Genomic DNA, 25,552 nt, shown 5'->3' with positions numbered 1-25,552 from the left:
CAACATGTATCGACAAATATGTTGATATTTTTTTGATTTTTTATAAAAAAATCAATGTTTCCGGGAATGTATGGGCATTCAATATGACATACTTTTTCATTATTTTTATTTTAAAAAGAAAGGGAATTATCTGTATATTTATACAAATTTCTTCTATACTTACTTTTTTAAATAAGTTTTTAAAAACATAAAAAAAGCATCTAACTTCGATGCTTTTCAAATAAGTTAAACAATCCGTTTCCGAATCGAGCTTGAAATCAAATCAATTATAATTACCATTAAAATAATACCTAATAAAATAATACCAACACGAGACCAATTCCGTGAACTCAGCGCAAAAATTAAAGGTGTACCAATCCCTCCTGCTCCGATAACTCCTAAAATCGCAGCGGATCGTACATTAATTTCAAATCTGTATAACGTATACGATAGAAAATCTGGTAACACTTGCGGTAACACCGCATACCAAAGTATTTGAAAACGATTTGCTCCTGTTGCTAGTAACGCTTCCGTCGGTCCTTTATCTATGTTTTCAATTCCTTCTGAATATAGTTTTCCTAACATTCCAATAGAATGCAATCCTAAGGCTAATACTCCTGCAAAAGAACCTGGACCAACAGCTTTTATAAATAAAAGAGCCATAACTAATTCAGGAAACGTACGAACAAAACTAAGTACAAATTTCCCAAATCCTGAAGTTAATTTTCCACTACTCATATTCGTTGCCGCCCAAAAAGCAAACGGAACAGATAAAAATGCAGAAATAAATGTACCTAATATCGCAATTGCCAACGTATCAATTAATCCATGTAATAAATCTTCACCATCTGGCAAAGATACATACGACCAGTCTGGAGTCAATATCCCTGTCATAATTGCTTTTGTAATTTCTCCCGCCGTTTCCTTTATTCCCTCTAGCGGTACTCCTGAAAAAGCCCATATATAAACAAATGTAAGTGCTATAAAAATAAACGAGCGATACACACTCGGTTTCTTCGGTTTTGGTACGATTATCGTCGTTTTACTCATTATAATTTCTCCCGCAACAATGTACTTACATAATCAATTACCAATACAACAACAAGAGTATAGATGATAATAGATGCAGTTTGTTGATATTGTAAAAATCCAAGTGTACGATCATAATATAGTCCAATACCACCTGCTCCTACTAAACCTAGGACAGCCGCTGCCCGTACATTCACCTCAAATGTATATAGTACATAGGAAACAAAGTGTGCTTTTACTTGTGGAATGACTCCATAAACAATCCATTGCACCTTATTAGCCCCTACAGCTGTCATCGCTTCTAGTGGGCCAGGGTCAATTGATTCAATTGATTCATACAACAATTTCGCCACGAGCCCAATTGAGAAAAAAGTAAGAGCTAAAATACCCGGAAGTGGTCCTATTCCAAAAATAGCTACGAAAATTGCCGCTAATAATAAATCTGGTATCGTTCGAATAAAATTTAAAATCAATCGAGCTGGACTGTATAAAAATGTACTAGTAAACACATTACTTGCCGCAAACAGTGCAAGTGGAATAGCTAAAATCGCTCCTAAAGTCGTCCCAATAATCGCCATACGTATTGTATCTAACATTGCTGTTGTAATAACTTGAAAATAACTCCAATCTGGCGGCACCATTTCTTTTAACAAATCCATTATATTAGGAAAACCAACTACTAGCTTTGAAAATGATGCGTCGACCTGTATACTACTTCCCCACAACAGTAAAATGAATAGAATAAACGTTAACATATGTTTTAACTTACTCGGCGGCTTCGGTATCGACTTCGAATATATCGTCACATCATTCATTTAGCTGCCACCTCTAACAATTCACTTTTCTGTGCTACGTCACCATAAATTTCAGCAAACTTTTCATCCGTTGCTGCTTCTACTAAACCATCAAAAACAATTTCGCCTGCATGTAATCCAATAATACGCGTCGCATATTGCCTAGCTAAAGCAATAGAATGTAAGTTTACAATTGTTGTAATTCCAAAATCTTCATTAATTTTCTTTAAATCATCTAATACTTGCTTTGTTGTTAGCGGATCTAACGACGCAACAGGTTCATCTGCCAATATGATTTTTGCTTCTTGCGCCAATGCTCTAGCTATCGATACACGTTGTTGTTGTCCTCCTGATAATTCATCAGCACGTGCATATGCTTTTTCTAAAATATTCACTCTTTTTAACGCTTGAAATGCGAGCTCCACATCCTCTTTCGGAAACAAACCTAACGTTGTACGCAATGTCGAATGATATCCAACACGGCCAGCTAATACATTCTTCAATACTGTTGATCGCTTTACAAGGTTAAAACTTTGAAAGATCATACCAATATCCCGGCGCATACGTCGTAAATCTTTTCCTTTTGCAGCAGTAATAGACTCACCTTCAATCATGATTTCGCCTGCTGTAATCTCATGAAGACGATTTACCGATCTTAGAAGTGTAGACTTTCCAGCTCCGGACAGCCCTACCATTACAACAAACTCACCTTTTTGAATTTTCAAGTTTATATTCTTCAATCCTTTTGTACCATTTGGATACACTTTGGAGACATTTCGAAACTCTATCACACATCTTACCTACCTTCTATATATTCAAAACGGCAAACTAACTGAAAATATTCCCTTTCAGCTAGCTGCCATTTCCATATGTATTATTGCGTTTTTACTTTCTTTCCATATTCACGAACGATGTCAAATTTACTATCATCAGATTTAACATATCCTTCATGTGAATATACTTCTTTAATGATTTTGTGACCTTCCTCATTTTTTCCAATTTCAATGAAAGCATCTTGTAATTTCTTGCTCCACTCTTCATCTAAATCAGAACGTACCGAAATCGTATCGTTTGGAATTTTCTCCGTAAATTTCACTATTTTCGTTTGCTCGAATATATTCGGATAATCTTTTTTTACAATATTACGAGCATCTTGGAATACAACAGCTGCATCTACGTCACCATTTAAAAGAGCAATAAGCGACTGATCGTGACCTTTTAATGTAACAGGTTTCACATCTTTTAACGGATCAATTCCCTCTTTTAATAGAACAGCTGCAGGCCATACATACCCTGCTGATGATGTTACATCTTGATAACCAATCTTTTTACCTTTTAAATCTTTTACACTATTTATATTAGAGTCTTTTTTAACAACAAACTCAGATTTATAATAATCTACTAAATCTTTTGTAGGAGCTCCTGTTTCATCCTCTACTCCAAAACGTTGTGCTTGTAAAATTACATTTGCAGCCTTCTTTTCATGTGCTAATACGTACGCTGTTGGCGGTAAAAATCCTACATCTACTTGTTTAGATGCCATCGCTTCTACAATTGTATTGTAGTTCGTTGAAATACTAACTTTTACTGGAATATTTAACTTATCACTTAATAGCTTCTCAAGCGGTTTTGCCTTCGCCTCTAACGTATCTGCATTTTGAGAAGGAACAAATTGAACATTTAAAGTCTTCGGTACATACCCTTTTTTCGTATCTTCATTTTTACTTGCACTTGATTCCTTCGTTCCACAGCCACTTAATAATCCCGCTGCTAGTACAACTGTTGTGCTCATTGCAAAAGCTTTTTTCAACATATTAATGCCTCCATTTTTCATTGTTATAAAATAACCTTTCATAAACATGAAGAAATATATCACATATTTTTACAAATAATTGATTATTTACAGAATCTTTACACATTCTATACACTCACATTAAAATTCTCTTCACATATTTGATATGATGAATTGGAAGATAACAATAGAAAAGGTGAGTCATATTGGAACAAAATCAAACTGTAACTTTAAACATCTTATTAACAAGCGATATACATGGCACTGTTTATCCTATTCACTACCAAGATAACTCCCCAGCAGAACTTGGTTTAGCTAAAATTTCTACTCTTATAAAAAAAGAACGTTCCCAAAATACAAACGTTCTTTTAATTGATAATGGCGACTTTATTCAAGGAACACCATTTACCTATCATTATGTTACATACGAAAAAAACAAAAAAAACCCAATGTCCTTATTAGCGAATTACTTACAGTATGACGCTGCAATTATCGGCAATCATGAGTTTAATTACGGGATGGGTATATTAAATAATGCTGTGACTACTGCGAACTTCCCGTACCTATCAGCAAACATTTTAGATAAAAACATAAAGAAACCTTATTTCGGAAAACCTTATATAATCAAACAGATTGAATCCAATATAAAAATTGCTATTTTAGGGGTGACAACGCACTACATTACCAATTGGGAACAACCCCATCACATTAAAGACTTACAATTTGAAGATGCATTAGAAACAACGAAAAAGTGGGTTTCTTACATTCGCAAACATGAGAAACCAGATTTACTAGTCGTAGCGTATCACGGGGGAGTTGAACGAGATTTACAAACCGGGGTACCGACTGAAGTTTTAACAGGAGAAAACCAAGGATATGCAATGTGCCATGAAATTGAAGACATAGATATTTTATTAACAGGCCACCAACACCGGGAAATTGCTCACACAATGGCTAACGGTGTAACAATTTTACAGACTGGATGTAATGGAAACTTAGTTGGAAAAGTAAAAATAACATTCGAAAAAACAAAACATAAATGGGTTAAAAAAGAGAGTTTTTCTGAATTATTATCTGTACAAGGAGTTGAGGCTGACCAAGATGCACTTTCATTGGTAGCCGATTACGAAGAGAAAACACAAAAGTGGCTTGATCAACCTATTGGAATCATTCAGGGGGATATGCAAATTTCAGATGCTATGCAAACTCGTTTGCATGATCATCCTTTTATCGAATTCATAAATAAAATACAGATGGATATAGCTAATGTATCAATTTCTTGTACAAGTTTGTTCCATAATACATCTCCAGGTTTCCCGGAACATGTAACAATGCGTGACATCGTTTCTAATTATATTTATCCGAACACATTAAAAGTAATTAGACTAACTGGAGCGGACATAAAAAATGCTCTTGAACTCTCTGCTTCTTATTTCACATTAAAAACAGATGGATCCATCACCGTAAGTCCTACCTACATAGAACCAAAGCCACAACATTATAATTATGATATGTGGGAAGGGATTTCATACGTATTAAACATTTCAAAACCAATTGGTGAAAGAGTAGAATCTTTACAGCATAACAGTGCTCCTCTTAATATGAATGAAGAATATGACGTTGTAATGAATAATTATCGTGCAAGTGGCGGGGGAAATTTCTTTATGTTTCAAAACAAACCGGTAGTAAAAGATATCCCCACAGATATGTCTGAACTTATCGCTAATTATATATTGGAACATAAAACGATAGAAGCAACAGTTAATAACAACTGGAAAGTTATTAAATAACGATTTTTACATATAAAAAAGATGGGCTTCGCCCATCTTTTAATTTAATCTTGCATTATCTTGCTTTTTTAAAGCTTTTAATTTCGTCGGTGTAACATCTGTACCTTCTTCGTTAACAACTTTAATACCTTTAAGTTCGTTTAACATATTTTGACGAAATCCTTTTAAATATTGTTCACGTAGCGATTGACGCTCACGTTGCTCTTCTTCAGTTAAACCTTCAGCTTTTGCTTTTTTCGCTAAGAAGTTAATGCGTTCAACGAGTTCGTGATTAATCATCTCGAATCCCCCTTCTAATCAAAACTGATTATTATCATACAATAGTTACTCTTCTTTATCAAGCAATTGCTTCGTATACTCTACATATCTACGATGTACAGTCGCCTTTGAAACATTATGACCAAATCCACGTAATGTTGCTGCAATTTCTTCAAACGTGAGTTCACTTTTTCGCAAACGTACAATTTCCTCAATTGGCACTTCTTTTTTCTCTCTTCCTACACTTAAATGACGATTTTTTAAATTTTTTTCTGGACGATAACCTTTTTCTACTGCACGTTGCATACCTCGTTTAATTTTCAAATTATGAATCTTTCTTTGATATTCTTCAACAATACCAATAATATCTAATACCATTGAATCAGAATCCGACAATTGTAATTCACCATTATGTGTATGCGTATATACTTTTATGCCTTCTTTATGTAAACAATGCATTAACGCGATCTTCGCATTTCCTCTACCAAGACGCGTTTCATCTTGTATAAGTAACACATCAATTTGTTCGTCTCGAATTGTATCCAACACCTCTAATATACCGTCACGTTCAATTGTATATCCACTAGCCTGCTCTTCAATCACCTTAGTAACATTCATTTGATAGCGCTCAGCTAAATGCAATAATTCATCTTTTTGACGTAATAATGATGTTTCTTGCGCTTCTTTCGTTGTACTCACACGTGCATAAATAATTGCATTCATTTTGAACCCCTCTTTCTCCCTATTATTTCCCTATAGTGTAACATAAATCCGCCATTTGTTCGAACTTATGTTTGTAGAATGTTTTTTCACATGTTATACTTATTAATAAGAAAAATGAAAGAAAACGAGGTGTTAGAAAACATGGAAAAGTTAACGAAACGCCAGCAAGACATTCTCGACTTTATTAAGCTAAAAGTACAAGAAAAAGGATATCCACCTTCCGTACGTGAAATTGGTCAAGCAGTCGGCCTCGCTTCTAGTTCTACAGTGCACGGACATTTATCACGATTAGAAGAAAAAGGATACATTCGACGCGATCCAACAAAACCACGTGCCATTGAAATTTTAGGTGAAGACCGAATGGATACGGAAACACAATCTGTTATTCAAGTTCCAATTGTCGGAAAAGTCACTGCTGGTTTACCAATTACAGCGGTCGAAAGCGTAGAAGAACATTTCCCACTTCCAGCTAGTATTGTTGCTGGAGCAGACCAAGTGTTCATGTTACGTATTTCTGGAGATAGTATGATTGAAGCTGGTATTTTCGATGGAGATTTAGTTGTTGTTCGCCAACAGCAGTCTGCATATAATGGTGAAATTGTAGTCGCTTTAACAGAGGATAACGAAGCAACAGTTAAACGTTTCTATAAAGAAAAAGACCATTTCCGTCTACAACCAGAAAACTCTTCATTAGAACCTATCATTTTAAAACAAGTGTCAGTTATCGGGAAAGTAATTGGCGTATATCGTGATTTACATTAAAAATAACAAAAAGAAGATAATTACCTTATTTATATACGGTAATTATCTTCTTTTTGTATTTTGATAGATTTCCATGCATTCTATTTCTTATTAACGAGTTTCAATCGTCACATCTCCCGCAGCCGTTTTACCGCTAATCTTTTTACTACCATTTCCAATTGTTACATTTTTATTTTCTTCATTAAAAATTGTTACATCTCCAGCAGCACTTTGCCCAGTAATTACCGCATCTTGTGGTTTTTCCGATAAAGTAATATCTATATCTCCCGCAGTTGAACTTGCTTCTAGATTATACTTAGAATCATGATCTTGAATATTTATTTCCCCACTTGTTGTTTTTGCGGTCACTTTCCCTAATACCTTCTTAAAGTTCACCTCACCAGCTTTTGTCGATCCCTCCACATTCTTAGCCGTTACTTGTTTCAACTCTACTTCTCCAGCAAGTGTTCTAACACTTACGCTATCACTTTTCACATCACTCATTTCGATTTGTCCAGCAGATAAATTTACTTTTACATCTTGGTAAGAGCGTTCGGGCACAAGGAGAGTCAATTTAGACGTTTGAAACCTAAAATCGTAAAAAGAAAAATCAAATGAAGCACCTTTTTCTCTTTCCCCAATAATTTTTAATGTGTCACCATCTTCTGCGATACGAATCTCTTGTTTACGTACATCTCCCGATTGCTTTACATAAAAAGAAGAGTCAGGAGATTTTTGGACAATAATATCCCCGGCATCTAACTTAACTTCTATATTTTTTAATGTTTCGTTTTTAATTACATTTTCTTTATCGCCTTTTTCAGCAGTTTGTACTGCTTTTTCATATGTTTGGGAAATTCCTATTACTCCAATAATGATACAAGCGATAGCGATTAAAAATAGTTTTTTCATCATTTACTCTCCTTTTATCATTTTGAAGTTCCATATTACATATCGTACACACAATCTCTTAAACCACTTTGTACTATAAAAAGCGATAATACATAACAATAAACCTACTCCAACAAACGTTATACTAACGAAAAGATCCAACCATATAAAAGTACCCATAAATACTTTTCCAATAACGAAAAATGGTGTTACTACACTAGCAATACCACCGATCCAAAAAGAAAATATAAAAGCAATAATTGCGACTAACGGGCCTAACACAATAATAAAATTAAACAAACTAAGTCCAATCGCTGCCATAACAGCTCTTGTCACATTTGAAGTCGATGGATTTTTTTTCATTTCATCGAAGCGATACATCGCAAGTAATTCTTTCGCGATTACTTTCGGAGAACCAAGGCCCTGTATTATTTCCGATTCAGTTTTCCCCTCTTCTAGTCCAAACTGAAAGTGCTCTTCATAATCCAATAAAATATCTTGCCTCTCTTCCTCTGGTAACTTTCTAAGATAACTTGATAATTCTTTAAGAAACCCTTCTTTACTCATCCCATTCCACCCCTTCAATAATTTCTTGTACCCCTTTCGCAAAATCACGCCATTCTGTTACTAACAAATGAAATTGCGTCTCCCCTTGCTCTGTTAATTGATAATATTTACGAGGTGGCCCTTCCGTAGATTCCTTTAAATACGTTTGAAAATACCCTTCTTTCGTCAAACGACGTAATAAAGGGTATACTGACCCTTCCGATATTAAAAATTTATTAGAAATTTGCTGAACAAGTTCATAACCGTAACTATCTTTACGTTTTACAAGTGCTAATACACAAAGTTCAAGCACACCTTTTTTAAACTGAACGTTCAAGTGCCATCCTCCTTTCCTATCTTAGTACTGTTCAATACACGGTACCTGTTTTATCCATAATATACCACTTAGTATTATTTATTGCAAGGTACTAAACTATATTTATTCCCTAAATTTAGAAAATGAACTAACAAAATCCTGAATAAGACTATGTTATAACTAAGCAGCATTCAAAGTTTCATTTCATTTACATTAATATTAGACTTCATTCACTCTTTCCTCTTGAAAAATCCACCACAACCTTATTCACTATAGCTAATGAGAAAAAGCCCCAATACTTATCGGTATTGGGGCTTTTTCTCATTAGCTATATATTAATCGAATTCCTATTTGAGAACCTGCATATGCGACAAATACTTTAATACCATATTTTATTTCTCATCATCGTTCCCCAAGATTTTTCGCTTAACATCTGATAAATCCTTCGACAACGAACTAAATGCTTTTGCTTGTTCTTCAATGACCTGTTGATTTTTTTCAATAACTTTTTGATATTGTTCTTCGCGCTGTTCATTCTTTTTTTGCGTAGTAAACAGCATCCATACAAATAAAGCTGCGAATGCTCCTTGTTGAATCATTGAATTGAAGATTTGTTCTTCCATCGTTCTCATCTCCTTTTCAAAAATTAAAGAGAATCATACGAGTGATCCTACTCTCATATCCTTATCTCACATTAAAATGTTCTTCTTTTACCCATGTGTTTTGCCCAATATCGATATAACCATCTTTTCTTGCAAAAATCCCATATGGATAAGATCCATCCACATTTCCTTTATAATTTCCATTTGGACCATCATATGTGTTAATGCCATAACCTGCGGGATATTTTGAGTAAGCATGGAACCACTCTACTTCAAAGTGTTCTTCTTTCGCCCAGGCTTCCCAACCTAGACATAACATATTTTCATTCCCGCCATACCAAGCAGCATCTATAATTAAATATGGCATTTTTGTATTAATGACATGACCTGTAAACCAAGCATCTTTTCCAGGACCACTATATAAATTGATGCCCCATCCTTCTGGGTATTTAGACGTTGCAATTCCCAGTCCTTTTGGTTGTAGTGGTTTATTATTATCTTCATTAAATGCTTTGTTTATCTTCTCAATGAATTGATCCACTCTTCCTTCATCGAGCATTCGATGTGGGCAATGCTTTCCACTCCACGATTTATGTGTACGTACATTACTAATCGGTATATTGAATTGTTTCATTAACTGAGCAATAACAATTGCTGCATTATCCTCCGCCTTGTAATATCTATCCCCACCACTTAGAGAATAGCAAATTTCCACTCCGATAGATTTACGATTACCATTTCCGTTACCATCACCTGCATGCCAAGCATTACGATCAAACGGAATACCTTGTACTGCTTCTTTGTCATCTACTGCAACATGAAACGACACTGAATTATTATTCCCAATCATATACGATATCTCATTTTCTGCTGATGCATCATTGTACGTATTATGTACTGTGATGAATTCTGGTGTCATTGTATTGGGACACTTTATACCATATTTACTTGGATCCACTAATTTTTTTCTAATTTCCATTACTGATTATCTCCTTTTTTATTTTTTATCATTTAAAATTCCACTGAATTATTAAGTACATCTAGAAACTAAATCCTCAGACAGGCCATATTCTATATAATGGGTTATGGTCCTCACATTCAAAAAAAGAAAAAGAGCAACTTTTTACATCAGTTGCTCTTTCAAAAATCGCACTCTATATTCCGCCCAGCATTTTACAGATATTACTCTCATCTCAAGAGGTATGATAACAAGTTTTTTCATCCTACTTAATACATGCTGATTTAAAGATATTATCTTACATTAAAATGCTCTTCTTTTACCCATGTGTTTTGTCCAATATCAATGTAACCATCTTTTCTCGCAAAAACACCATATGGATAAGATCCATCCACATTTCCTTTATAATTTCCATTTGGACCATCATATGTGTTAATACCATAACCTGCTGGATATTTTGAGTAAGCATGGAACCACTGCACTTCAAAGTGTTCTTCTTTTGCCCAGGCTTCCCAACCTAGACATAACATATTTTCATTCCCGCCATACCAAGCAGCATCTATAATTAAATATGGCATTTTTGTATTAATGACATGACCTGTAAACCAAGCATCTTTTCCAGGACCACTATATAAATTGATGCCCCATCCTTCTGGGTATTTAGACGTTGCAATTCCCAGCCCTTTTGGTTGTAGCGGTTTATCAGAAGGTTCAGTTGTACCACCACCGTCTCCTTTTCCTAAGTAGTCTAATGGATTCACAGCATTACTCTTATTGATGTTCCAAGACCCTTTATGCAATTCAAAATGCAAGTGTTGACCACTAGAATCCCCTGTGTTCCCCATAACCCCAATAGTTTGTCCTTGTGTAACATAATCACCTTCTTTTACTGTTCGAGAACCGCTACGCATATGGGCATATACTGTTTCCCATGTAACCCCATCAATAGTGTGCACAATCATAATACATTCACCATAACTGGATGAAATATAAGAACGACTAACTCGTCCGCTAGCTGCTGCATAAATTGGATGATAGCCCGATTCAGCAAGATCTATCCCATGATGATCTGGTCTGCTCCCCCGAAATCCACTTGTTACTCTCGTTGTATCTGTTGGATAAATAAATTTTGCCATAATAATCTTCCTTTCTATTCATACGTAATATAAAAAGGCACTTAAAAAAGCACCCTTTTATATTTTTTCTATATATTAAAATTTATAATTTTAAATCAAATAATAAAAAACTTTGTTATTACCTTACATTAAAATGCTCTTCTTTTACCCATGTGTTTTGTCCAATATCAATGTAACCATCTTTTCTCGCAAAAACACCATATGGATAAGATCCATCCACATTTCCTTTATAATTTCCATTTGGACCATCATATGTGTTAATACCATAACCTGCTGGATATTTTGAGTAAGCATGGAACCACTGCACTTCAAAGTGTTCTTCTTTTGCCCAGGCTTCCCAACCTAGACATAACATATTTTCATTCCCGCCATACCAAGCAGCATCTATAATTAAATATGGCATTTTTGTATTAATGACATGACCTGTAAACCAAGCATCTTTTCCAGGACCACTATATAAATTAATGCCCCATCCTTCTGGGTATTTAGACGTTGCAATTCCCAGCCCTTTTGGTTGTAGCGGTTTATTGTCACCGCCACCAGTTCCTCCATCAAAATCTACATATTGTTTAACAATTTCAGAGTAGAAGAAATTCCCCCCGTTTTTATATCGATAACCACCATTGTAGGCAACAGCGATAGGGTTACTATATTTCACCATAGCACCGGTCGTATTTCCAAGTGATGGCGCAACAACCGTTTTAGAATACAGATCTGCCACCGGTAATGAATGCTGTTTATTGTTAGATGCTAACCAGCGAAGGTAAGCTCGTCCAAAATTATATGATTGAACAATGGCACTTAAATCTGTAATGCCATTTTTCTTCGCATCATCAAAAGCACCCTTTAAATGCTTCACTCCGTAATAAATTGAATCTTTCGGGTTTTTAATTGTATTCATTGCCCACCCTTGTGATTCACTGGATTGCATAATATCAGGTGTCGTTTCAGAATTCCCTCCACTTTCCACCATAATAATTCCAAGCACGTAAGGAACTAACTCAGGTACACCTTGTGCAGAACATTCGCTTTCTACCATTGATTGCCAACGTAACACCTGTTGTGGCAAATTCTTTGTTTTGACTGAAGCAGCTAATAAACTCATCATTAAACATCTCCTTATTTTTCTATTATTTTCGCCTGTAAAACTACTACTTTACTAAATATAACTAGAAGCTAAAGACCTATTAATCCATCAAATCACTTCATATTACTCACCTTCTTTCACACCAAAAAGAGCAACCATAAAAATAGTTGCCCTTTCGTCGAAATCTTATATTACTACTATAAATCACTTTTTCAATACTTTCTGTACACTGCATGTATCCTACAAAAAGGTAACACTAAAATCCATCTAAAAACTTGACAATCTTCCTTATTTCAGCATGTTTTCGGCGTATATAGCCTGTACTATAATGTAATTCAAACGCAATTTGCTCTAAAGTCATTCCATCAACATATTTCATTTTAAGTATTTGATGATCCAGTCCTGTAAACTTATTAATCAAAAGCTTTAAATCATACTCTTCATTCATTTTATGAGCTAATTCATATTCAATTGCTTCAATCCGCCCTTCTACCTTAGTCCCTTCCGATTCAGCGGTTAATCGTACATTTTGCAAATCACCGCTAATCCAACGCTTCAATTCGGCTTTTGATTTATCTAAGTTGTATTCTAAATAAGCAATTTCTTCTTCTAACTTCTTATAATCTTTGAGCCATTCGAACACTTACTGATTCACCCACTTCCGTTCTTTTTACAAAGTCTCTTAATACTAATTTAATAGCATGAATATGCTTATTAGCCTTTTCAATCTTTATTGCTTGTAAATCATCTAGCATTTTTTCTTATGACCTATATTTATTTAACACTTCTTGTAATCTCTCACGCTCTTCATCAGTAGACTGCACGGTTTTTCTTTCCTCTTCTAGATTTGTTGATTCATCATCTTTATATAACCAATCGGGTACAATCTCTTTTCTATTTGAATACTTCCTACCTGTCCCGTTATATTTCTTTTTCTTGCTCATTTCGAAACGTCTATCTAGTATAGCCACATCAACTAATGTTTTAACTTCTTGCTCCTTCCAATTCCTCAATATAGCCTTAATGTAGTTCCATCTTGGCGCATTCTCATCAACAGCTTTATTAATTGCATGCTGAATTAACTCCCCACTAAACAAATTACAAAAGCTCCCCAACTCTGCAATTGCAATTTCACTTAACGGAATGCCCATCCCCTTAATAAAGTTACAACTTACTTTAACCCTCTCATTGATGAATACACGAGATTCTAATTTATCCATATCATCATAATCATTATTATTTCGTTTATTAGTATTTAGTCTATTAGTATTTAGTCTATTAGTATTTAGTAGTTTCTGATTTTCCTCATATGGCTTTACCACATCTTGGTTTTCCATTTGTGGCATGTCCCTTTGTGGCGTTTCGTAAATTTCCGTATCCCACCTTGTAATTTTTTTCGTATTCCCATCACGAACAGGATAACGTTTTACATAACCTAATTCTTTTAATTCCTTAAAACCTGTACGGAGCGAATCTTCTCCATCCTTAGCATGTCGAGCTAATTCACTAATATGAAAAGTCCAATCGTCTGGTAATGTAAGCGCATAGGCTAAGATTCCTTTCGCTTTCCATGACAACCTTTCATCTTTTAAACCAGTATTATTTATAACGGAATAATTACTATCTTTTTTCACTCGAATAATCCCCATACTAGCCACCTCATAAATTCTCAAAAACGGTATTCAATGTTATACTTATCTAGAGATATTTTTTCTTATAGAATCCGCTGCAACGGATTCTTTTCTTATGCATTCATTCAAAACAATCATGCTATCCATATCTATTTTCTTCTAAACCTCTCTTATTCCTCAAGTTCAACATCCACTTGAATTTCGATATTCATTGGAATTTCTTGTGTTATACGAATCACATTTTGACTCATTCCTTTTTGAATAAGCTTTCTAACCTGCTCTTTTGCATCTTCTTTTGTTTTAAATTCACTGACAGTTGGTAACCCTGCTAAACTGCTAGTAATTACTAAAATCTTTCTTTGCATGTTCTTTCCTCCTACTGAATGTCTGCCATATTTATTTGTGAGTTTTTAACTGTAATTTCTTCATTTAAAACAGTTGGAATTGAATATTCTTCATTAATCATTTGTATTGCTCTATCCAAATGATAACGTTTAATAGCTTTATAACTATTCACACCAAATTCCCGATGTAACTGACTATAAATATCTCTATATAACTTCCTTCTAAGGCCGATATCCTGATAAGAATTTGAATTTTTACCTCCCAACAACATAACACCTAAGCTTTTTACAGCCCTTGTTATCTCTTCACACTCGATAGCATAAAGCGGCGTATTTTCTCGCAAACCCTTCACCTCAGACTTTATCTCTTGTATCTGCTGAGTATGTCCTTCTAACGCAGCAAATGTTAACTTTAAAACCCCCATTGGGTCCTTTGGCACATTTTGTTGATTTTGTATATATTGCTTCATTCGTTTGAACTCTTTCATAAATTTAATTTTCATTCCAACCGCTTCTCTACTGGTATATCCCATAACAAGTAACGTGAATGCTTCTTCTGTTAAATCATATTTAGGGATTCGCCTATTCTTTGAATTAAAATAAGTGGACTCGTGAAAATTTTCTCCTCCAAACTCTTCACCTACATATACAATTTGTTTTCGAACTTCCTTCAAAACGTCGAAGTGATTTTTTTTGAATATCTTCGCAATTACCAAACTATCCGTTACTACTTTGCCATTAACTTCAAATACTAATGAACTATGTACTGATGAGTCAATTAATTGCCCCATCCTCATCTCCTCCTCACTACTAATTTTGGACTATCTTTATTGCATTGAGATAATTTCGCACTACGCATAATTCTTTACTTTCTTTTTACAAATTAACTAGTTATCAGAATTTAAATTAAATACTTTGATATGAACCCTCTTATTAAATCATCATTCAATAATTCGATTATAGGGTTACATTTTAAGTAAATTTCCTCCGATTTCAATTCGCTTCATTTTCTTCAAATTCAAAAAGATATTCCAAACTATGTTCTGGAAAAAAAGTTTTCTTAATTTCAAAAGCTTCATCATAATAAAAACGAAATTTACCATTTATTTTGTCGCTCACTGTTGCGTGGCGAAGTTTCAGATGCGAAGAAATTTGTGTAATCATAATTCTTTTTCTCGCCATCTCTGCACGCAAATTCGGATACATTTACTCACCACCTGTTTTTTGTACGATATTGCGTTCATTTCCATTTAAATATAAACTCAATTTCGTATTTAGTCAACAAAAAAACGTATTTAAATACTCAATTTCGTATACTTTTCTATTTACTAACAATTTTAGTTAGGTTATGATATATACAGAAATACGCAATATCGTATACATTTTAATAAGAAAGATGGTGAAAGTAATGAAAAAAGCAGAGGTTGTAACACGCTTAATAAAAGAAGCTGGCTATAGTAAAAGAGCCTTCGCCGAAAAAATAGGTCTCCCCCCCACAACACTGCAATCCATGTTATCAAGAGGGATTGGTAAAGCATCTGTTGATAATGTCATAAAAGTTTGTAAGGGATTAGGAATCACTACTGATGATTTAGAAAGACTCGCAACTCAAGAGGACAATACTGTTAAAGAAGAAGTTTCTATTTATGAAACCATCCAAAACGATCAATCAAATATTATTTACATTCCTATCATTGGTTCTGTAGCAGCCGGTACACCCATACTCGCTGAAGAAAATATCGAAGGCTATTTACCCATGCTAAGTACATTTTTAAACAAGCGTAAAAAGTATTTTTATCTTACTGTAAAAGGCACTAGCATGAATCTCGAATTCCCTGATGGTTCTTATGTTTTAGTAGAGGAAACTCCTTATGTTGAAAACGGACAAATTGCTGTTGTAAAAGTCAATGGTTATGATGCTACCGTGAAAAAGATTTCAAAATCCGGAAGCATCATTACTTTAATACCATTGAGTAATGACCCTATCCACGAACCAAAAACTTACGACCTTTCAGCTGAAGATGTAAAAATAATTGGTCGCGTTGTACAGGCAGTAAAGAATTATTAAGTTATAGCACAAGTGATTTAAAAAAAGATAAAATCAATTCTTTTGAAAAGATTTTCTTAGTAACATGATTCAAAATAACCAAAAACAATCCATTATCTAGTAGTTAATATATCCAATAACTTCACTAAAAAAGCCCTGATACCGTAGTATCAAGGCTTTTTTAGTTCATAAATTATATAAAACTTACGTTTATCTGATAATGTTTTTCTATGATATCACTACTTGTTATTAATTATTGGCTTTTATGTGACTGTTTTTCATTTTGCAACCACATAAAATTGTAATAATAGGGAATTAAAAAACCCTTGATACGAGTTGTATCAAGGGTTCAAGCCTCTTAGTATAGAGACATATATTGATCGCGTTCCCATTGGTGAACTTGTGTTCTAAAGATATCCCACTCAATCTCTTTCGCTTCGATGAAGTGCTCAAGTAAGTGTTCTCCTAGTGCACCGCATACTACTTCATTAGATTGTAATGTAACTAATGCTTGCGCTAATGTTGCTGGTAAGTCAACGATACCTGCTTCTTCGCGCTCTTCTTTTGTCATTACATAGATGTTACGATCTACTGCTGCTGGTGGAGTTAATTTGTTTTTAATTCCATCAAGACCTGCAGCTAATAATGTAGCCATTACTAAATATGGGTTTGCAGCTGGGTCAACACTACGTACTTCTACGCGTGTACTAATACCACGAGATGCAGGGATACGTACTAACGGACTACGGTTTTGTGCAGACCATGCTACGTAACAAGGCGCTTCATATCCAGGTACTAGACGTTTATATGAGTTTACAGTTGGGTTTGCTATCGCTGTAAATGCTGGTGCATGTTTTAAAATACCTGCGATGAAGTGACGAGCATCATCACTTAATTGTAAGTCACCGTTTGCATCAAAGAATACGTTCTCACCATTTTTAAATAATGATAAGTTACAGTGCATACCTGAACCGTTCACACCGTATAGTGGTTTTGGCATAAACGTTGCGTGTAAACCATGTTTACGAGCAATTGTTTTTACAACAAGTTTGAATGTTTGAATGTCATCACATGAGCGAATTGCATTTGCATATTTAAAGTCAATTTCGTGCTGCCCTGGAGCAACCTCATGGTGAGATGCTTCAATTTCAAATCCCATTTCTTCAAGTTCAAGAACGATATCACGACGACAGTTTTCCCCTAGATCCATCGGCGCAAGGTCGAAGTATCCACCGTTATCGTTTAGTTCTAATGTTGGATTTCCTTTTTCATCAACCTTAAATAGGAAGAATTCTGGCTCTGGTCCAAGATTGAAGTCTGAAAATCCTAAAGCTTCCATTTCTTTTAACACACGTTTTAAGTTGTTACGTGGGTCTCCATCAAATGGAGTGCCATCTGCATTGTAAATATCACAGATTAGTCGAGCTACTTTACCTTTTTCAGCTGTCCAAGGGAAAATTACCCAAGTGTCTAAATCAGGATATAAATACATATCAGACTCTTCAATACGTACGAAACCTTCAATCGAAGATCCATCAAACATCATTTTGTTATCAAGAGCTTTCGTTAATTGTCTCACTGGAATCTCTACGTTTTTAATTACCCCTAAAAGGTCCGTAAATTGTAAACGGATATACTTTACATTCTCTTCTTTCGCCAAACGGAAAATATCTTCTTTTGTGTATCTAGACATTATAAATTCCTCCTTAGTCCCTCTAATCGCCTTCAGAATCAGTTATCTTTAGTGAAAAAATCTTGAAATGTCACCTTGTCGCAATGAAGTTCGATTGAATCTACCTGTATGTTGTAGTTCATCTCGAAGTATTTTGCGAAGCTCAGTTTTTGAAATTTCTTTCGTTTCTTCTTTTACTTTCACTGCTTCTGTTTGATTTTCTTTCATTAGTAACACTTGTTTAATACCAGCCATATTCAGGCCTTGATCTAACAAATCTTTAATTTCTAACAACTTATCTACATCGTTAAATGAAAATAATCTACGATTCCCCTTTGTACGGGTTGGAGAAACAAGATTATGCTCTTCATAGTAGCGAATTTGACGTGCAGACAATTGTGTTAAATCCATAACAATACCAATTGGAAACAGCGGGGCAGAACGTCTATCTTCTTTCATTTTTCAGTTCCTCCTTCGCCTTAACTGCTTCTCATTTTATAACATGTTATGTTTAGTGTCAATAGATGTTAGCTTTTCTTACATGATTTTTTTATAAATTTTTTCATTCTTTTTTCTAATCGCATAAATCGTTACTTTTATACGAAAAAAGCTGCCAAAATCGACAGCTTCCCATTAAGAAATTATTAATAAATTCTTTTCAATCAATTCGTCAATCGCAGAACAAATCGCAATTTTAACATGCGAATACGTTAAGCCACCTTGCACATACGCAACATACGGTGGTCTAATTGGACCATCAGCAGACAATTCAATACTTGCACCTTGAATAAACGTTCCCGCCGCCATGATTACATCATCTTCATAACCTGGCATATAATTTGCATACGGAGTAAAATGCGAATTAATTGGAGATGCATATTGAATCGCTTGGCAGAAGGCAATCATACGGTCTTTATCATCAAATTGAACCGATTGAATTAAGTCTGTTCTTGGCGCATTCCACGCTGGTGACGTGTTCATTCCTAACTTTTCTAAAAACGCAGCTGTAAAAATTGCACCTTTCAGCGCTTGTCCTGCAACATGTGGCGCTAAGAAGAACCCTTGATACATTTCTTGCAGACTGTATAAAGACGCTCCAGCTTCCGCACCAATTCCCGGAGACGTTAAACGATATGCACACGCTTCAACATACTGTTCTTTCCCGACAATATAACCACCAGTTTTAACAATTCCGCCGCCCGGGTTTTTAATAAGCGAACCCGCCATTAAATCTGCACCAACATGACAGGGCTCTTGCTCTTCAATAAACTCGCCATAACAGTTATCTACAAACACAACAACATCAGGTTTAATTTCTTTAACAAACGCGATCATCTCTTTAATTTGAGAAATAGTAAACGATGGACGAGTAGCATAACCTTTCGAACGCTGAATACCGATCATTTTCGTATTATTATGAATCGCTGCTGCAACAGCTTCAAAATCAACAAGCCCACCTTCAGTTAGCGGAACTGCATTGTAACCAATATTATATTCTTTAAATGAACCTACACCTTTCCCACGCACGCCAACGATTTCCTCTAACGTATCATACGGTTTTCCAGTGATGTACAATAACTCATCTCCTGGACGTAAAATACCGAATAACGCTGTAGAAATAGCGTGAGTACCTGAAATAATTTGCGGACGAACAAGTCCAGCTTCCGCTCCAAACACATCAGCATACACTTTTTCTAACGTATCACGGCCAATATCATCATAACCATAACCTGTCGTCGGGATAAAATGCGAGTCACTAATTTTATGTTTACGAAAACTTTCTAATACACGAAACTGATTACTTTCAATTACTTCATCCGCACGTTTATGTACTTCTGTAATCTGACTCTCTACTTCTTTTACGATTGGAGCAATTTTTTCTCCATTTTTCAAACGATCAAACATTTTTATTTTCTCCTTCTTCCACTAAAAATCTCTTTAATTGCACATTAAGCGATGAATGAGTAAAAATATACCCTGCACAATCATATACAAATTTATCTTCCAGAAGCTCCATCTTTGCTAATAGCGTTTCCGTCTTTAAAAGCGTTAATAACTTACCTTCACTCGGAGGGATTTCTACTCGATAACGATCCATTTCTTTCTTCATTTTCATTTCTATCGCTTCTTTTATACGCAATACATCACTTTCTTCAAAAGCACTAGTCATTAAGAAATCACTTTTCGGAAACGGAATAAAGTTTTGATGTAATTCATCTTTTTTATTATATAACGTAATAATAGGAATATGATTAATTTCAAGTTCTGATAATAATCGTTTTACTGTTTTTTCATGCCCTATGTAGTTAGGATCCGCAGAATCAACTACATGTAAAATGACATCTGCTTCCCCCGCTTCTTCCAGTGTCGAACGAAAAGCAGCGATTAATGAAGTGGGTAAATCTTGTATAAAACCAACAGTATCGGTTAGTAATACTGTATAACCAGAAGGTAACGGCATCTTCCTCGTCGTTGGGTCTAATGTTGCAAACAGAAGGTTTTCTTCAAACGTATCAGCTTCCGTTAATCTATTAAACAGTGTCGATTTCCCTGCATTTGTATACCCTATTAACGAAACTTGAAATACTTTATTATCTTTTCTTCTCTCACGATATCTTTTTCGATGTTCCACAACAACTGCAAGTTGTTTCTTTATTTCATCAATACGGGATCGAATATGACGACGATCCGTCTCTAATTTCGTCTCACCCGGTCCTCTCGTTCCAATACCACCACCAAGACGCGATAAGGACAATCCTTGCCCCATAAGACGCGGCATTGTATATTGCAACTGAGCTAATTCTACTTGAAGCTTACCTTCCCTCGACTTCGCACGTTGCGCAAAAATATCCAGTATTAGTTGCGTTCGATCAATTACTCTCGCATCTAATACTGAGGATAAATTCCGAATTTGACTCGGCGTTAATTCATTATTAAATACAATAACATCCGGCTCTAATTCTTCAGTTAACATTGTAAGCTCTTCTAATTTCCCTTTACCTATGTAAGTTGCCGGATGAAACTTTGGTCGTTTTTGCGTTGTTGACACTAACAATTCTGCTCGTGCAGTCTTCGCTAGTGATGCAAGCTCTTTCATGGAATGCATAAATTTTTCATCATCATCTTGTGGCAATTGACAGCCTACTAATATGACTTTTTCTTTTTCTTCCATCAAATATGTTCACTCATCCTTTTCGAAATTTAAACCTTCTAATATAATAGCAGAGGAAGCACATTTCATCTAGTTAGCGGGGGAGAAAATTCATGGCATGGGAGATTTTTAGCATCATAGGCACAATCGCTTTCGCACTAAGCGGAGCCATTGTTGCAATGGAAGAGGATTATGATATTTTCGGGGTGTATATTTTAGGAATGGCAACCGCATTTGGGGGAGGTGCCCTTCGTAATTTATTAATCGGTTATCCGATTGTCGCGTTTTGGCAACAAGACATGTTATTCCAAATCGCACTTTTATCAATGACTATTATTTTTCTTTTTCCAAATAAGTTAATTAGACATTGGAAAAAGTGGGAAAATATCACTGACGCTATCGGCTTATCAGCATTTGCTGTACAAGGAGCATTATATGCCCAAAAATTAAATTTACCAATTAGCGCCACAATTGTAGCAGCTGTTTTAACTGGTATCGGCGGCGGTATCATTCGCGATCTTTTAGCCCGCAGAAAACCTCTCGTTCTTCGAGCTGAAGTATATGCCTTTTGGACAATTTTAGCAGGTTTCTTAATTGGCGCTCAAATTATTGTTAGCGATTGGGCTCTTTACATTTTATTCATTTTAATTGTTTGCTTCCGCATGGTTTCTATTCATTACAAATGGCATTTACCGCACAGACGTATCGAAACGAAAGAACGTTCAATGCATAAATAGCAATCTAACCTCTTTACATATCGTAAAGAGGTTTTTCTTTTCTAACGATTTTTTCTTTATATAATGTTTATACTAATTTTTAAAGTGAGGTGAATACACATGACAAACCACGTTAATAAAGGAGCTCAAAAAAGCTCAGTAAATCAATTCGGGCACGATCCTAATTCAGCACACGAAAAGAGCGCTAAAATGGAACACTTCCATAAAGCACACCAAGAAAAAGCAAAAAAAGAGTAAACGAACTTATACACAAAAATCGACGCACAGTTTATGTACTGTGCGTCTCCTCTTCGAGCATCAAATCCATACTCGATATTCCAATTAAATCATTTTTATCATAGGCATCTTCTTGCAACAACCGCATCGCCTGTGTACGAATTGATTTTTCAACAATATTCCGTACATACCGCCCATTACTAAACGATGTAATTTGCGACGAATACTTTACAGCATGTAAATGATCCCTAAATTTCCATTCAGCCTCTTTCGATAACTGATATTCACGCTCTTCATACATTCTTTTCCCAATTTCCAACAACTGATTTACCGAGTAATCCGCAAATTCAATAATAAATGGAAAACGAGATTGCAGCCCTGGATTTAATGAAAGAAAGTGATTCATCTCTCTTGAATATCCAGCTAAAATCAATACAAAACCATGTTGTTTATCTTCCATATGTTTTACAAGCGTATCAATTGCTTCTTTTCCAAAGTCCTTCTCTCCTCCTCGAGCTAAAGAATACGCCTCATCAATAAACAAAATACCTCCCATTGCTTTTTTTATTAAGTCTCTTGTTTTTTGGGCTGTATGGCCGATGTACTCTCCTACAAGATCAGCACGTTCAGCTTCAACCAAGTGGCCTTTCGATAGAATATTCATCTCAAACAGCAATTTTCCTATCATTCTAGCAACTGTTGTCTTCCCTGTACCTGGATTCCCTTTAAACAGCATATGAAGTACTTGCTTCTCTGACTTCAATCCCTTCTCTTGTCTTTTTTTATTCACATAAATCCAAGCATATATTTCTTTTATTATCTTTTTTATATCATCCATCCCAACAAGCTTCCCCATCTCTTCTTCAATTCTCTGCAGCATTTCATGTTTAATTGTAGTTTCATTTGAAATTACCGTTTTATTTTCTGCGGCTGGCAAAGAAATTTTCTTTCGATGGTTTAACACAATATTAATTTGATTATTGTTTTTCTTTCGCATCGATTGTTCCATACAATCACCTCATTTTATCCACTCACCAAATATTATTATTCCTGTCCCCCTTGTAAATGCCTATTTTCAGAAAAGTTTGCTATAATATAAGAAATAATTAAGGTGGTGGGACTATGGAGACAACGGAATTCCATGATACAATACAAGCCTTTTCTATTTTTTTATTGAATAAAGGCCGAAAACCCTCAACTATTAAACGTTATGTTTATGACGTTGAAGACTTCGGACATTGGTTAGAAAAAAACAAAAAGCTCCCTTCCAGTAATATATGGGCTACACTTTGTACAAAAGACTACGAAGATTACTTTTCCGATTTAAAAACGAATCGACATTACTCAGAAAAAACGATGCATCGTGTATTTATTGTACTAAATAGAATGCATCATTTTCTAAACATTCCTAATCCATTGAAAAATATGGAGATATCTATTCAACCAGACCGTACACTTCGTAACGAAGATTTCATTTCACCTGATGAAGAAAAAAGGTTAAAGTATATAGTCACTTCATTAGAAGGACTTTCAGAAAAACAACTTCCTGTGCGCCCCTTATTAATGGATCGCAATATTGCTATTTTAAATCTATTGATTGACTACGGTTTATCCTTACAGGAACTTACAGCATTAACAATGCATCACGTTCACTTTGAAACTAACACATTATCAATCCCAGCAACCGCAGGTGTAGAAAGAACAATTACATTAGCAAAAGAAGACAAAAAACAACTATATAATTATTACAAAAGCATCCCGGAACCAGTTCGCCCCAAATACCATAGTGATGATCCATTATTTGTCGCATTCGATTTTAACCGTGGAACATACAGATGGGTATATGAAAATGATGCACCAAAGGCATTAACGGAAATTGCTATACAAAAAATGATTCGCCTCGAAGTGGCTAGAGCCAATTTACGTAAAGGAATTTCAGGACAACATTTTCGTAACACCTATATTTTAAACTTAATAAAAAAAGAAACTCCTGAATCAGAAATTATAAAACTCGCTGGATTCAAATCAAAAATTTCATTAAAGCGATATTATCAATACGCAGAAAATAGAAAAAACGCCTTATTGTAAGGCGTTTTTTCTATTTTTTCTTTAAACAAACGATTTTACTATGACCATTTAACTAATTTCTGCATCTACTATGATGAGTTTCGTTCACATTTTCGTGAGAAAGGAGAGATTTAATGTCTCGTTATAACGACAATCAAAACAAATTCTCCAAACCATGCTTTCCAAGTAGCGCCGGACGAATCCCAAATACTCCATCAATCCCAATTACTAAAGCTCAACTTAGAACATTTCGTGCGATTATTATTGATTTAACAAAAATAATCCCAAAACTTTTCGCAAATCCATCTCCCCAAAATATTGAAGATCTAATCGATACATTGAACCTACTGAGTAAATTTATTTGTTCACTAGACGCTACTTCCTCCCTGAAAGCACAAGGGTTAGCTATTATTAAAAACTTAATAACTATATTAAGAAATCCAACCTTTGTAGCAAGCGCTGTATTTATTGAGCTTCAAAATCTCATTAACTATTTACTATACATTACAAAATTATTCCGAATTGACCCTTGCACACTTCAAGAGCTTCTTAAATTAATAGCAGCATTACAAACTGCTCTAGTTAATTCTGCTTCGTTTATTCAAGGACCTACCGGACCTACTGGACCAGCAGGCGCTACTGGTGCCACTGGACCTCGAGGTAACACTGGTGCCACTGGACCTCAAGGACCTCAAGGTAATACAGGCGCTACCGGTAATACAGGCGCTCAAGGACCTGCTGGTGCTACCGGCGCTACTGGACCTCAGGGACCTCAAGGTAACACGGGCGCTACCGGCAATACAGGTGCTCAAGGACCTGCTGGTGCTACCGGCGCTACTGGACCTCAGGGGCCTCAAGGTAACACAGGCGCTACCGGCAATACAGGTGCTCAAGGACCTGCTGGTGCTACTGGTGCTACTGGACCTCAAGGGCCTCAAGGTAACACAGGTGCTACCGGCAATACAGGCGCTCAAGGACCTGCTGGTGCTACTGGTGCTACTGGACCTCAAGGGCCTCAAGGTAACACAGGTGCTACCGGCAATAC

At 35.4% G+C, this 25,552-nt stretch carries 30 protein-coding genes; 7 read left to right on the top strand and 23 right to left on the bottom strand.

The genetic code is table 11. The features are described from left to right. Positions 1-225: 225 nt before the first annotated feature. From phnE (ACS2QP_RS13270) to ACS2QP_RS13255, 4 genes are all read right to left on the bottom strand, one after another. The gene (gene phnE / locus ACS2QP_RS13270; RefSeq protein WP_000047897.1) at positions 226-1,029 is read right to left on the bottom strand and encodes a phosphonate ABC transporter, permease protein PhnE; all 804 of its coding nucleotides are present in this window, start codon (positions 1,027-1,029) and stop codon (positions 226-228) included. Further along, entirely contained in the window at positions 1,029-1,823 is a 795-nt protein-coding gene (gene phnE / locus ACS2QP_RS13265) for a phosphonate ABC transporter, permease protein PhnE (protein ID WP_001000763.1), read from the bottom strand. The genes phnE (ACS2QP_RS13270) and phnE (ACS2QP_RS13265) overlap by 1 nt, the downstream gene beginning before the upstream one ends. After that, positions 1,820-2,593 (bottom strand): phosphonate ABC transporter ATP-binding protein, encoded by a 774-nt coding sequence (gene phnC, locus ACS2QP_RS13260; protein WP_000569237.1) that lies wholly within the window; start codon positions 2,591-2,593, stop codon positions 1,820-1,822. The genes phnE (ACS2QP_RS13265) and phnC overlap by 4 nt, the downstream gene beginning before the upstream one ends. An 83-nt stretch (positions 2,594-2,676) precedes the next feature. Then, the gene (locus tag ACS2QP_RS13255; protein WP_438882499.1) at positions 2,677-3,615 is read right to left on the bottom strand and encodes a phosphate/phosphite/phosphonate ABC transporter substrate-binding protein; all 939 of its coding nucleotides are present in this window, start codon (positions 3,613-3,615) and stop codon (positions 2,677-2,679) included. Between the two features lie 185 nt (positions 3,616-3,800). On the opposite strand from ACS2QP_RS13255, the gene ACS2QP_RS13250 reads away from it, so the two are divergent. After that, positions 3,801-5,384 (top strand): bifunctional metallophosphatase/5'-nucleotidase, encoded by a 1,584-nt coding sequence (locus tag ACS2QP_RS13250; protein ID WP_438882498.1) that lies wholly within the window; start codon positions 3,801-3,803, stop codon positions 5,382-5,384. Between the two features lie 39 nt (positions 5,385-5,423). Here ACS2QP_RS13250 and ACS2QP_RS13245 read toward each other — a convergent pair whose 3' ends face one another. Both ACS2QP_RS13245 and ACS2QP_RS13240 read right to left on the bottom strand, forming a co-directional pair. Then, a complete protein-coding gene (locus ACS2QP_RS13245) occupies positions 5,424-5,663 on the bottom strand; it encodes a DUF896 domain-containing protein (protein ID WP_000607016.1) in 240 nt (79 codons plus the stop codon). A 45-nt stretch (positions 5,664-5,708) separates the two neighbouring features. Next, a complete protein-coding gene (locus tag ACS2QP_RS13240) occupies positions 5,709-6,365 on the bottom strand; it encodes a YneB family resolvase-like protein (RefSeq protein WP_000991469.1) in 657 nt (218 codons plus the stop codon). A 141-nt stretch (positions 6,366-6,506) separates the two neighbouring features. Between ACS2QP_RS13240 and lexA the strand changes: the two genes are divergently transcribed. Further along, a complete protein-coding gene (gene lexA, locus ACS2QP_RS13235; protein WP_000413738.1) occupies positions 6,507-7,127 on the top strand; it encodes a transcriptional repressor LexA in 621 nt (206 codons plus the stop codon). A gap of 90 nt (positions 7,128-7,217) precedes the next feature. Here the strand turns inward: lexA and ACS2QP_RS13230 are convergent, their stop codons facing one another. The 12 genes from ACS2QP_RS13230 to ACS2QP_RS13175 all read right to left on the bottom strand — a co-directional run bounded on the left by ACS2QP_RS13230 (position 7,218) and on the right by ACS2QP_RS13175 (position 15,823). Next, on the bottom strand, positions 7,218-8,021 hold the full coding sequence (locus ACS2QP_RS13230; protein ID WP_438882497.1) for a DUF4097 family beta strand repeat-containing protein: 804 nt from the start codon (positions 8,019-8,021) through the stop codon (positions 7,218-7,220). Continuing rightward, a complete protein-coding gene (locus ACS2QP_RS13225) occupies positions 8,022-8,564 on the bottom strand; it encodes a DUF1700 domain-containing protein (protein ID WP_000031383.1) in 543 nt (180 codons plus the stop codon). It abuts the gene before it with no gap. Further along, positions 8,557-8,880: a PadR family transcriptional regulator gene (locus ACS2QP_RS13220; protein WP_001102628.1), complete on the bottom strand. Its 324-nt coding sequence runs from the start codon at positions 8,878-8,880 to the stop codon at positions 8,557-8,559. The genes ACS2QP_RS13225 and ACS2QP_RS13220 overlap by 8 nt, the downstream gene beginning before the upstream one ends. A 371-nt stretch (positions 8,881-9,251) precedes the next feature. After that, a complete protein-coding gene (locus tag ACS2QP_RS13215; RefSeq protein ID WP_000392444.1) occupies positions 9,252-9,482 on the bottom strand; it encodes a BhlA/UviB family holin-like peptide in 231 nt (76 codons plus the stop codon). Positions 9,483-9,543: 61 nt separating this feature from the next. Next, the gene (locus ACS2QP_RS13210) at positions 9,544-10,440 is read right to left on the bottom strand and encodes a peptidoglycan recognition protein family protein (RefSeq protein WP_000405766.1); all 897 of its coding nucleotides are present in this window, start codon (positions 10,438-10,440) and stop codon (positions 9,544-9,546) included. 272 nt (positions 10,441-10,712) lie between these two features. Then, positions 10,713-11,555: a M23 family metallopeptidase gene (locus ACS2QP_RS13205; RefSeq protein ID WP_006920050.1), complete on the bottom strand. Its 843-nt coding sequence runs from the start codon at positions 11,553-11,555 to the stop codon at positions 10,713-10,715. Positions 11,556-11,673: 118 nt separating this feature from the next. Then, positions 11,674-12,660, bottom strand: coding sequence for a lysozyme family protein (locus ACS2QP_RS13200; RefSeq protein ID WP_033692154.1), 987 nt, complete (start codon positions 12,658-12,660; stop codon positions 11,674-11,676). 238 nt (positions 12,661-12,898) lie between these two features. After that, entirely contained in the window at positions 12,899-13,285 is a 387-nt protein-coding gene (locus tag ACS2QP_RS13195; RefSeq protein ID WP_438882496.1) for a DUF1492 domain-containing protein, read from the bottom strand. Between the two features lie 118 nt (positions 13,286-13,403). Further along, positions 13,404-14,291, bottom strand: a complete 888-nt coding sequence (locus ACS2QP_RS13190; RefSeq protein WP_438882495.1) for a DnaD domain protein — start codon at positions 14,289-14,291, stop codon at positions 13,404-13,406. Positions 14,292-14,443: 152 nt separating this feature from the next. Further along, the gene (locus ACS2QP_RS13185) at positions 14,444-14,638 is read right to left on the bottom strand and encodes a hypothetical protein (RefSeq protein WP_001189065.1); all 195 of its coding nucleotides are present in this window, start codon (positions 14,636-14,638) and stop codon (positions 14,444-14,446) included. 11 nt (positions 14,639-14,649) lie between these two features. Continuing rightward, positions 14,650-15,408, bottom strand: a complete 759-nt coding sequence (locus ACS2QP_RS13180) for an ORF6C domain-containing protein (RefSeq protein WP_000531225.1) — start codon at positions 15,406-15,408, stop codon at positions 14,650-14,652. A 202-nt stretch (positions 15,409-15,610) separates the two neighbouring features. Further along, a complete protein-coding gene (locus ACS2QP_RS13175) occupies positions 15,611-15,823 on the bottom strand; it encodes a hypothetical protein (protein WP_000283431.1) in 213 nt (70 codons plus the stop codon). A 202-nt stretch (positions 15,824-16,025) separates the two neighbouring features. Between ACS2QP_RS13175 and ACS2QP_RS13170 the strand changes: the two genes are divergently transcribed. Beyond that, on the top strand, positions 16,026-16,685 hold the full coding sequence (locus ACS2QP_RS13170; protein WP_011110319.1) for a LexA family protein: 660 nt from the start codon (positions 16,026-16,028) through the stop codon (positions 16,683-16,685). Positions 16,686-17,022: 337 nt separating this feature from the next. On the opposite strand, the gene glnA is transcribed toward ACS2QP_RS13170, so the two are convergent. From glnA to hflX, 4 genes are all read right to left on the bottom strand, one after another. Beyond that, on the bottom strand, positions 17,023-18,357 hold the full coding sequence (glnA, locus tag ACS2QP_RS13165; RefSeq protein ID WP_000092763.1) for a type I glutamate--ammonia ligase: 1,335 nt from the start codon (positions 18,355-18,357) through the stop codon (positions 17,023-17,025). A gap of 48 nt (positions 18,358-18,405) precedes the next feature. Further along, a complete protein-coding gene (glnR, locus tag ACS2QP_RS13160; protein ID WP_000656783.1) occupies positions 18,406-18,795 on the bottom strand; it encodes a transcriptional repressor GlnR in 390 nt (129 codons plus the stop codon). Positions 18,796-18,969: 174 nt separating this feature from the next. Next, positions 18,970-20,241 carry an aminotransferase class I/II-fold pyridoxal phosphate-dependent enzyme gene (locus ACS2QP_RS13155; RefSeq protein WP_438882494.1) on the bottom strand — a complete coding sequence of 424 codons (1,272 nt, stop codon included), beginning with the start codon at positions 20,239-20,241 and terminating at the stop codon, positions 18,970-18,972. Continuing rightward, positions 20,234-21,508, bottom strand: coding sequence for a GTPase HflX (hflX, locus tag ACS2QP_RS13150; RefSeq protein WP_438882493.1), 1,275 nt, complete (start codon positions 21,506-21,508; stop codon positions 20,234-20,236). Before hflX ends, ACS2QP_RS13155 begins: the two co-directional genes overlap by 8 nt. Positions 21,509-21,600: 92 nt before the next feature. On the opposite strand from hflX, the gene ACS2QP_RS13145 reads away from it, so the two are divergent. Together ACS2QP_RS13145 and ACS2QP_RS13140 are read left to right on the top strand one after the other, a co-directional pair. Further along, entirely contained in the window at positions 21,601-22,224 is a 624-nt protein-coding gene (locus tag ACS2QP_RS13145; protein WP_000312267.1) for a trimeric intracellular cation channel family protein, read from the top strand. Positions 22,225-22,323: 99 nt separating this feature from the next. Beyond that, complete coding sequence (locus ACS2QP_RS13140) at positions 22,324-22,461, top strand: hypothetical protein (RefSeq protein ID WP_000181500.1); 138 nt, start codon at positions 22,324-22,326, stop codon at positions 22,459-22,461. Positions 22,462-22,492: 31 nt separating this feature from the next. Here the strand turns inward: ACS2QP_RS13140 and spoVK are convergent, their stop codons facing one another. Further along, positions 22,493-23,449, bottom strand: coding sequence for a stage V sporulation protein K (spoVK, locus tag ACS2QP_RS13135; RefSeq protein ID WP_000438178.1), 957 nt, complete (start codon positions 23,447-23,449; stop codon positions 22,493-22,495). A 113-nt stretch (positions 23,450-23,562) separates the two neighbouring features. Here spoVK and ACS2QP_RS13130 point away from each other — a divergent pair, with 113 nt between their 5' ends. Further along, positions 23,563-24,528, top strand: coding sequence for a tyrosine-type recombinase/integrase (locus tag ACS2QP_RS13130; protein WP_000450326.1), 966 nt, complete (start codon positions 23,563-23,565; stop codon positions 24,526-24,528). A 113-nt stretch (positions 24,529-24,641) separates the two neighbouring features. Then, a partial coding sequence (locus ACS2QP_RS13125; RefSeq protein ID WP_438882492.1) for a collagen-like repeat preface domain-containing protein occupies positions 24,642-25,552 on the top strand: 911 nt, incomplete at its 3' end.

The sequence above is a fragment of the Bacillus cereus group sp. Bce019 genome, from assembly GCF_051781745.1.
In the GTDB taxonomy this organism is placed as follows: Bacteria; Bacillota; Bacilli; order Bacillales; family Bacillaceae_G; genus Bacillus_A; species Bacillus_A cereus.
The sequence above is the reverse complement of the archived record's forward strand: the minus strand, read 5'-3'. Positions and strand labels throughout refer to the sequence as shown.

Excerpts from the sequence above, each read along its gene's own strand:
- phnE (WP_000047897.1), bottom strand. The coding sequence starts at position 1,029 with ATGAGTAAAACGACGATAATCGTACCAAAACCGAAGAAACCGAGTGTG.
- phnE (WP_001000763.1), bottom strand. The coding sequence starts at position 1,823 with ATGAATGATGTGACGATATATTCGAAGTCGATACCGAAGCCGCCGAGT.
- ACS2QP_RS13255 (WP_438882499.1), bottom strand. The coding sequence starts at position 3,615 with ATGTTGAAAAAAGCTTTTGCAATGAGCACAACAGTTGTACTAGCAGCG.
- ACS2QP_RS13245 (WP_000607016.1), bottom strand. The coding sequence starts at position 5,663 with ATGATTAATCACGAACTCGTTGAACGCATTAACTTCTTAGCGAAAAAA.
- ACS2QP_RS13240 (WP_000991469.1), bottom strand. The coding sequence starts at position 6,365 with ATGAATGCAATTATTTATGCACGTGTGAGTACAACGAAAGAAGCGCAA.
- lexA (WP_000413738.1), top strand. The coding sequence starts at position 6,507 with ATGGAAAAGTTAACGAAACGCCAGCAAGACATTCTCGACTTTATTAAG.
- ACS2QP_RS13230 (WP_438882497.1), bottom strand. The coding sequence starts at position 8,021 with ATGATGAAAAAACTATTTTTAATCGCTATCGCTTGTATCATTATTGGA.
- ACS2QP_RS13225 (WP_000031383.1), bottom strand. The coding sequence starts at position 8,564 with ATGAGTAAAGAAGGGTTTCTTAAAGAATTATCAAGTTATCTTAGAAAG.
- ACS2QP_RS13215 (WP_000392444.1), bottom strand. The coding sequence starts at position 9,482 with ATGGAAGAACAAATCTTCAATTCAATGATTCAACAAGGAGCATTCGCA.
- ACS2QP_RS13210 (WP_000405766.1), bottom strand. The coding sequence starts at position 10,440 with ATGGAAATTAGAAAAAAATTAGTGGATCCAAGTAAATATGGTATAAAG.
- ACS2QP_RS13205 (WP_006920050.1), bottom strand. The coding sequence starts at position 11,555 with ATGGCAAAATTTATTTATCCAACAGATACAACGAGAGTAACAAGTGGA.
- ACS2QP_RS13200 (WP_033692154.1), bottom strand. The coding sequence starts at position 12,660 with ATGAGTTTATTAGCTGCTTCAGTCAAAACAAAGAATTTGCCACAACAG.
- ACS2QP_RS13190 (WP_438882495.1), bottom strand. The coding sequence starts at position 14,291 with ATGGGGATTATTCGAGTGAAAAAAGATAGTAATTATTCCGTTATAAAT.
- ACS2QP_RS13185 (WP_001189065.1), bottom strand. The coding sequence starts at position 14,638 with ATGCAAAGAAAGATTTTAGTAATTACTAGCAGTTTAGCAGGGTTACCA.
- ACS2QP_RS13180 (WP_000531225.1), bottom strand. The coding sequence starts at position 15,408 with ATGGGGCAATTAATTGACTCATCAGTACATAGTTCATTAGTATTTGAA.
- ACS2QP_RS13175 (WP_000283431.1), bottom strand. The coding sequence starts at position 15,823 with ATGTATCCGAATTTGCGTGCAGAGATGGCGAGAAAAAGAATTATGATT.
- ACS2QP_RS13170 (WP_011110319.1), top strand. The coding sequence starts at position 16,026 with ATGAAAAAAGCAGAGGTTGTAACACGCTTAATAAAAGAAGCTGGCTAT.
- glnA (WP_000092763.1), bottom strand. The coding sequence starts at position 18,357 with ATGTCTAGATACACAAAAGAAGATATTTTCCGTTTGGCGAAAGAAGAG.
- glnR (WP_000656783.1), bottom strand. The coding sequence starts at position 18,795 with ATGAAAGAAGATAGACGTTCTGCCCCGCTGTTTCCAATTGGTATTGTT.
- ACS2QP_RS13155 (WP_438882494.1), bottom strand. The coding sequence starts at position 20,241 with ATGTTTGATCGTTTGAAAAATGGAGAAAAAATTGCTCCAATCGTAAAA.
- hflX (WP_438882493.1), bottom strand. The coding sequence starts at position 21,508 with ATGGAAGAAAAAGAAAAAGTCATATTAGTAGGCTGTCAATTGCCACAA.
- ACS2QP_RS13145 (WP_000312267.1), top strand. The coding sequence starts at position 21,601 with ATGGCATGGGAGATTTTTAGCATCATAGGCACAATCGCTTTCGCACTA.
- ACS2QP_RS13140 (WP_000181500.1), top strand. The coding sequence starts at position 22,324 with ATGACAAACCACGTTAATAAAGGAGCTCAAAAAAGCTCAGTAAATCAA.
- spoVK (WP_000438178.1), bottom strand. The coding sequence starts at position 23,449 with ATGGAACAATCGATGCGAAAGAAAAACAATAATCAAATTAATATTGTG.
- ACS2QP_RS13130 (WP_000450326.1), top strand. The coding sequence starts at position 23,563 with ATGGAGACAACGGAATTCCATGATACAATACAAGCCTTTTCTATTTTT.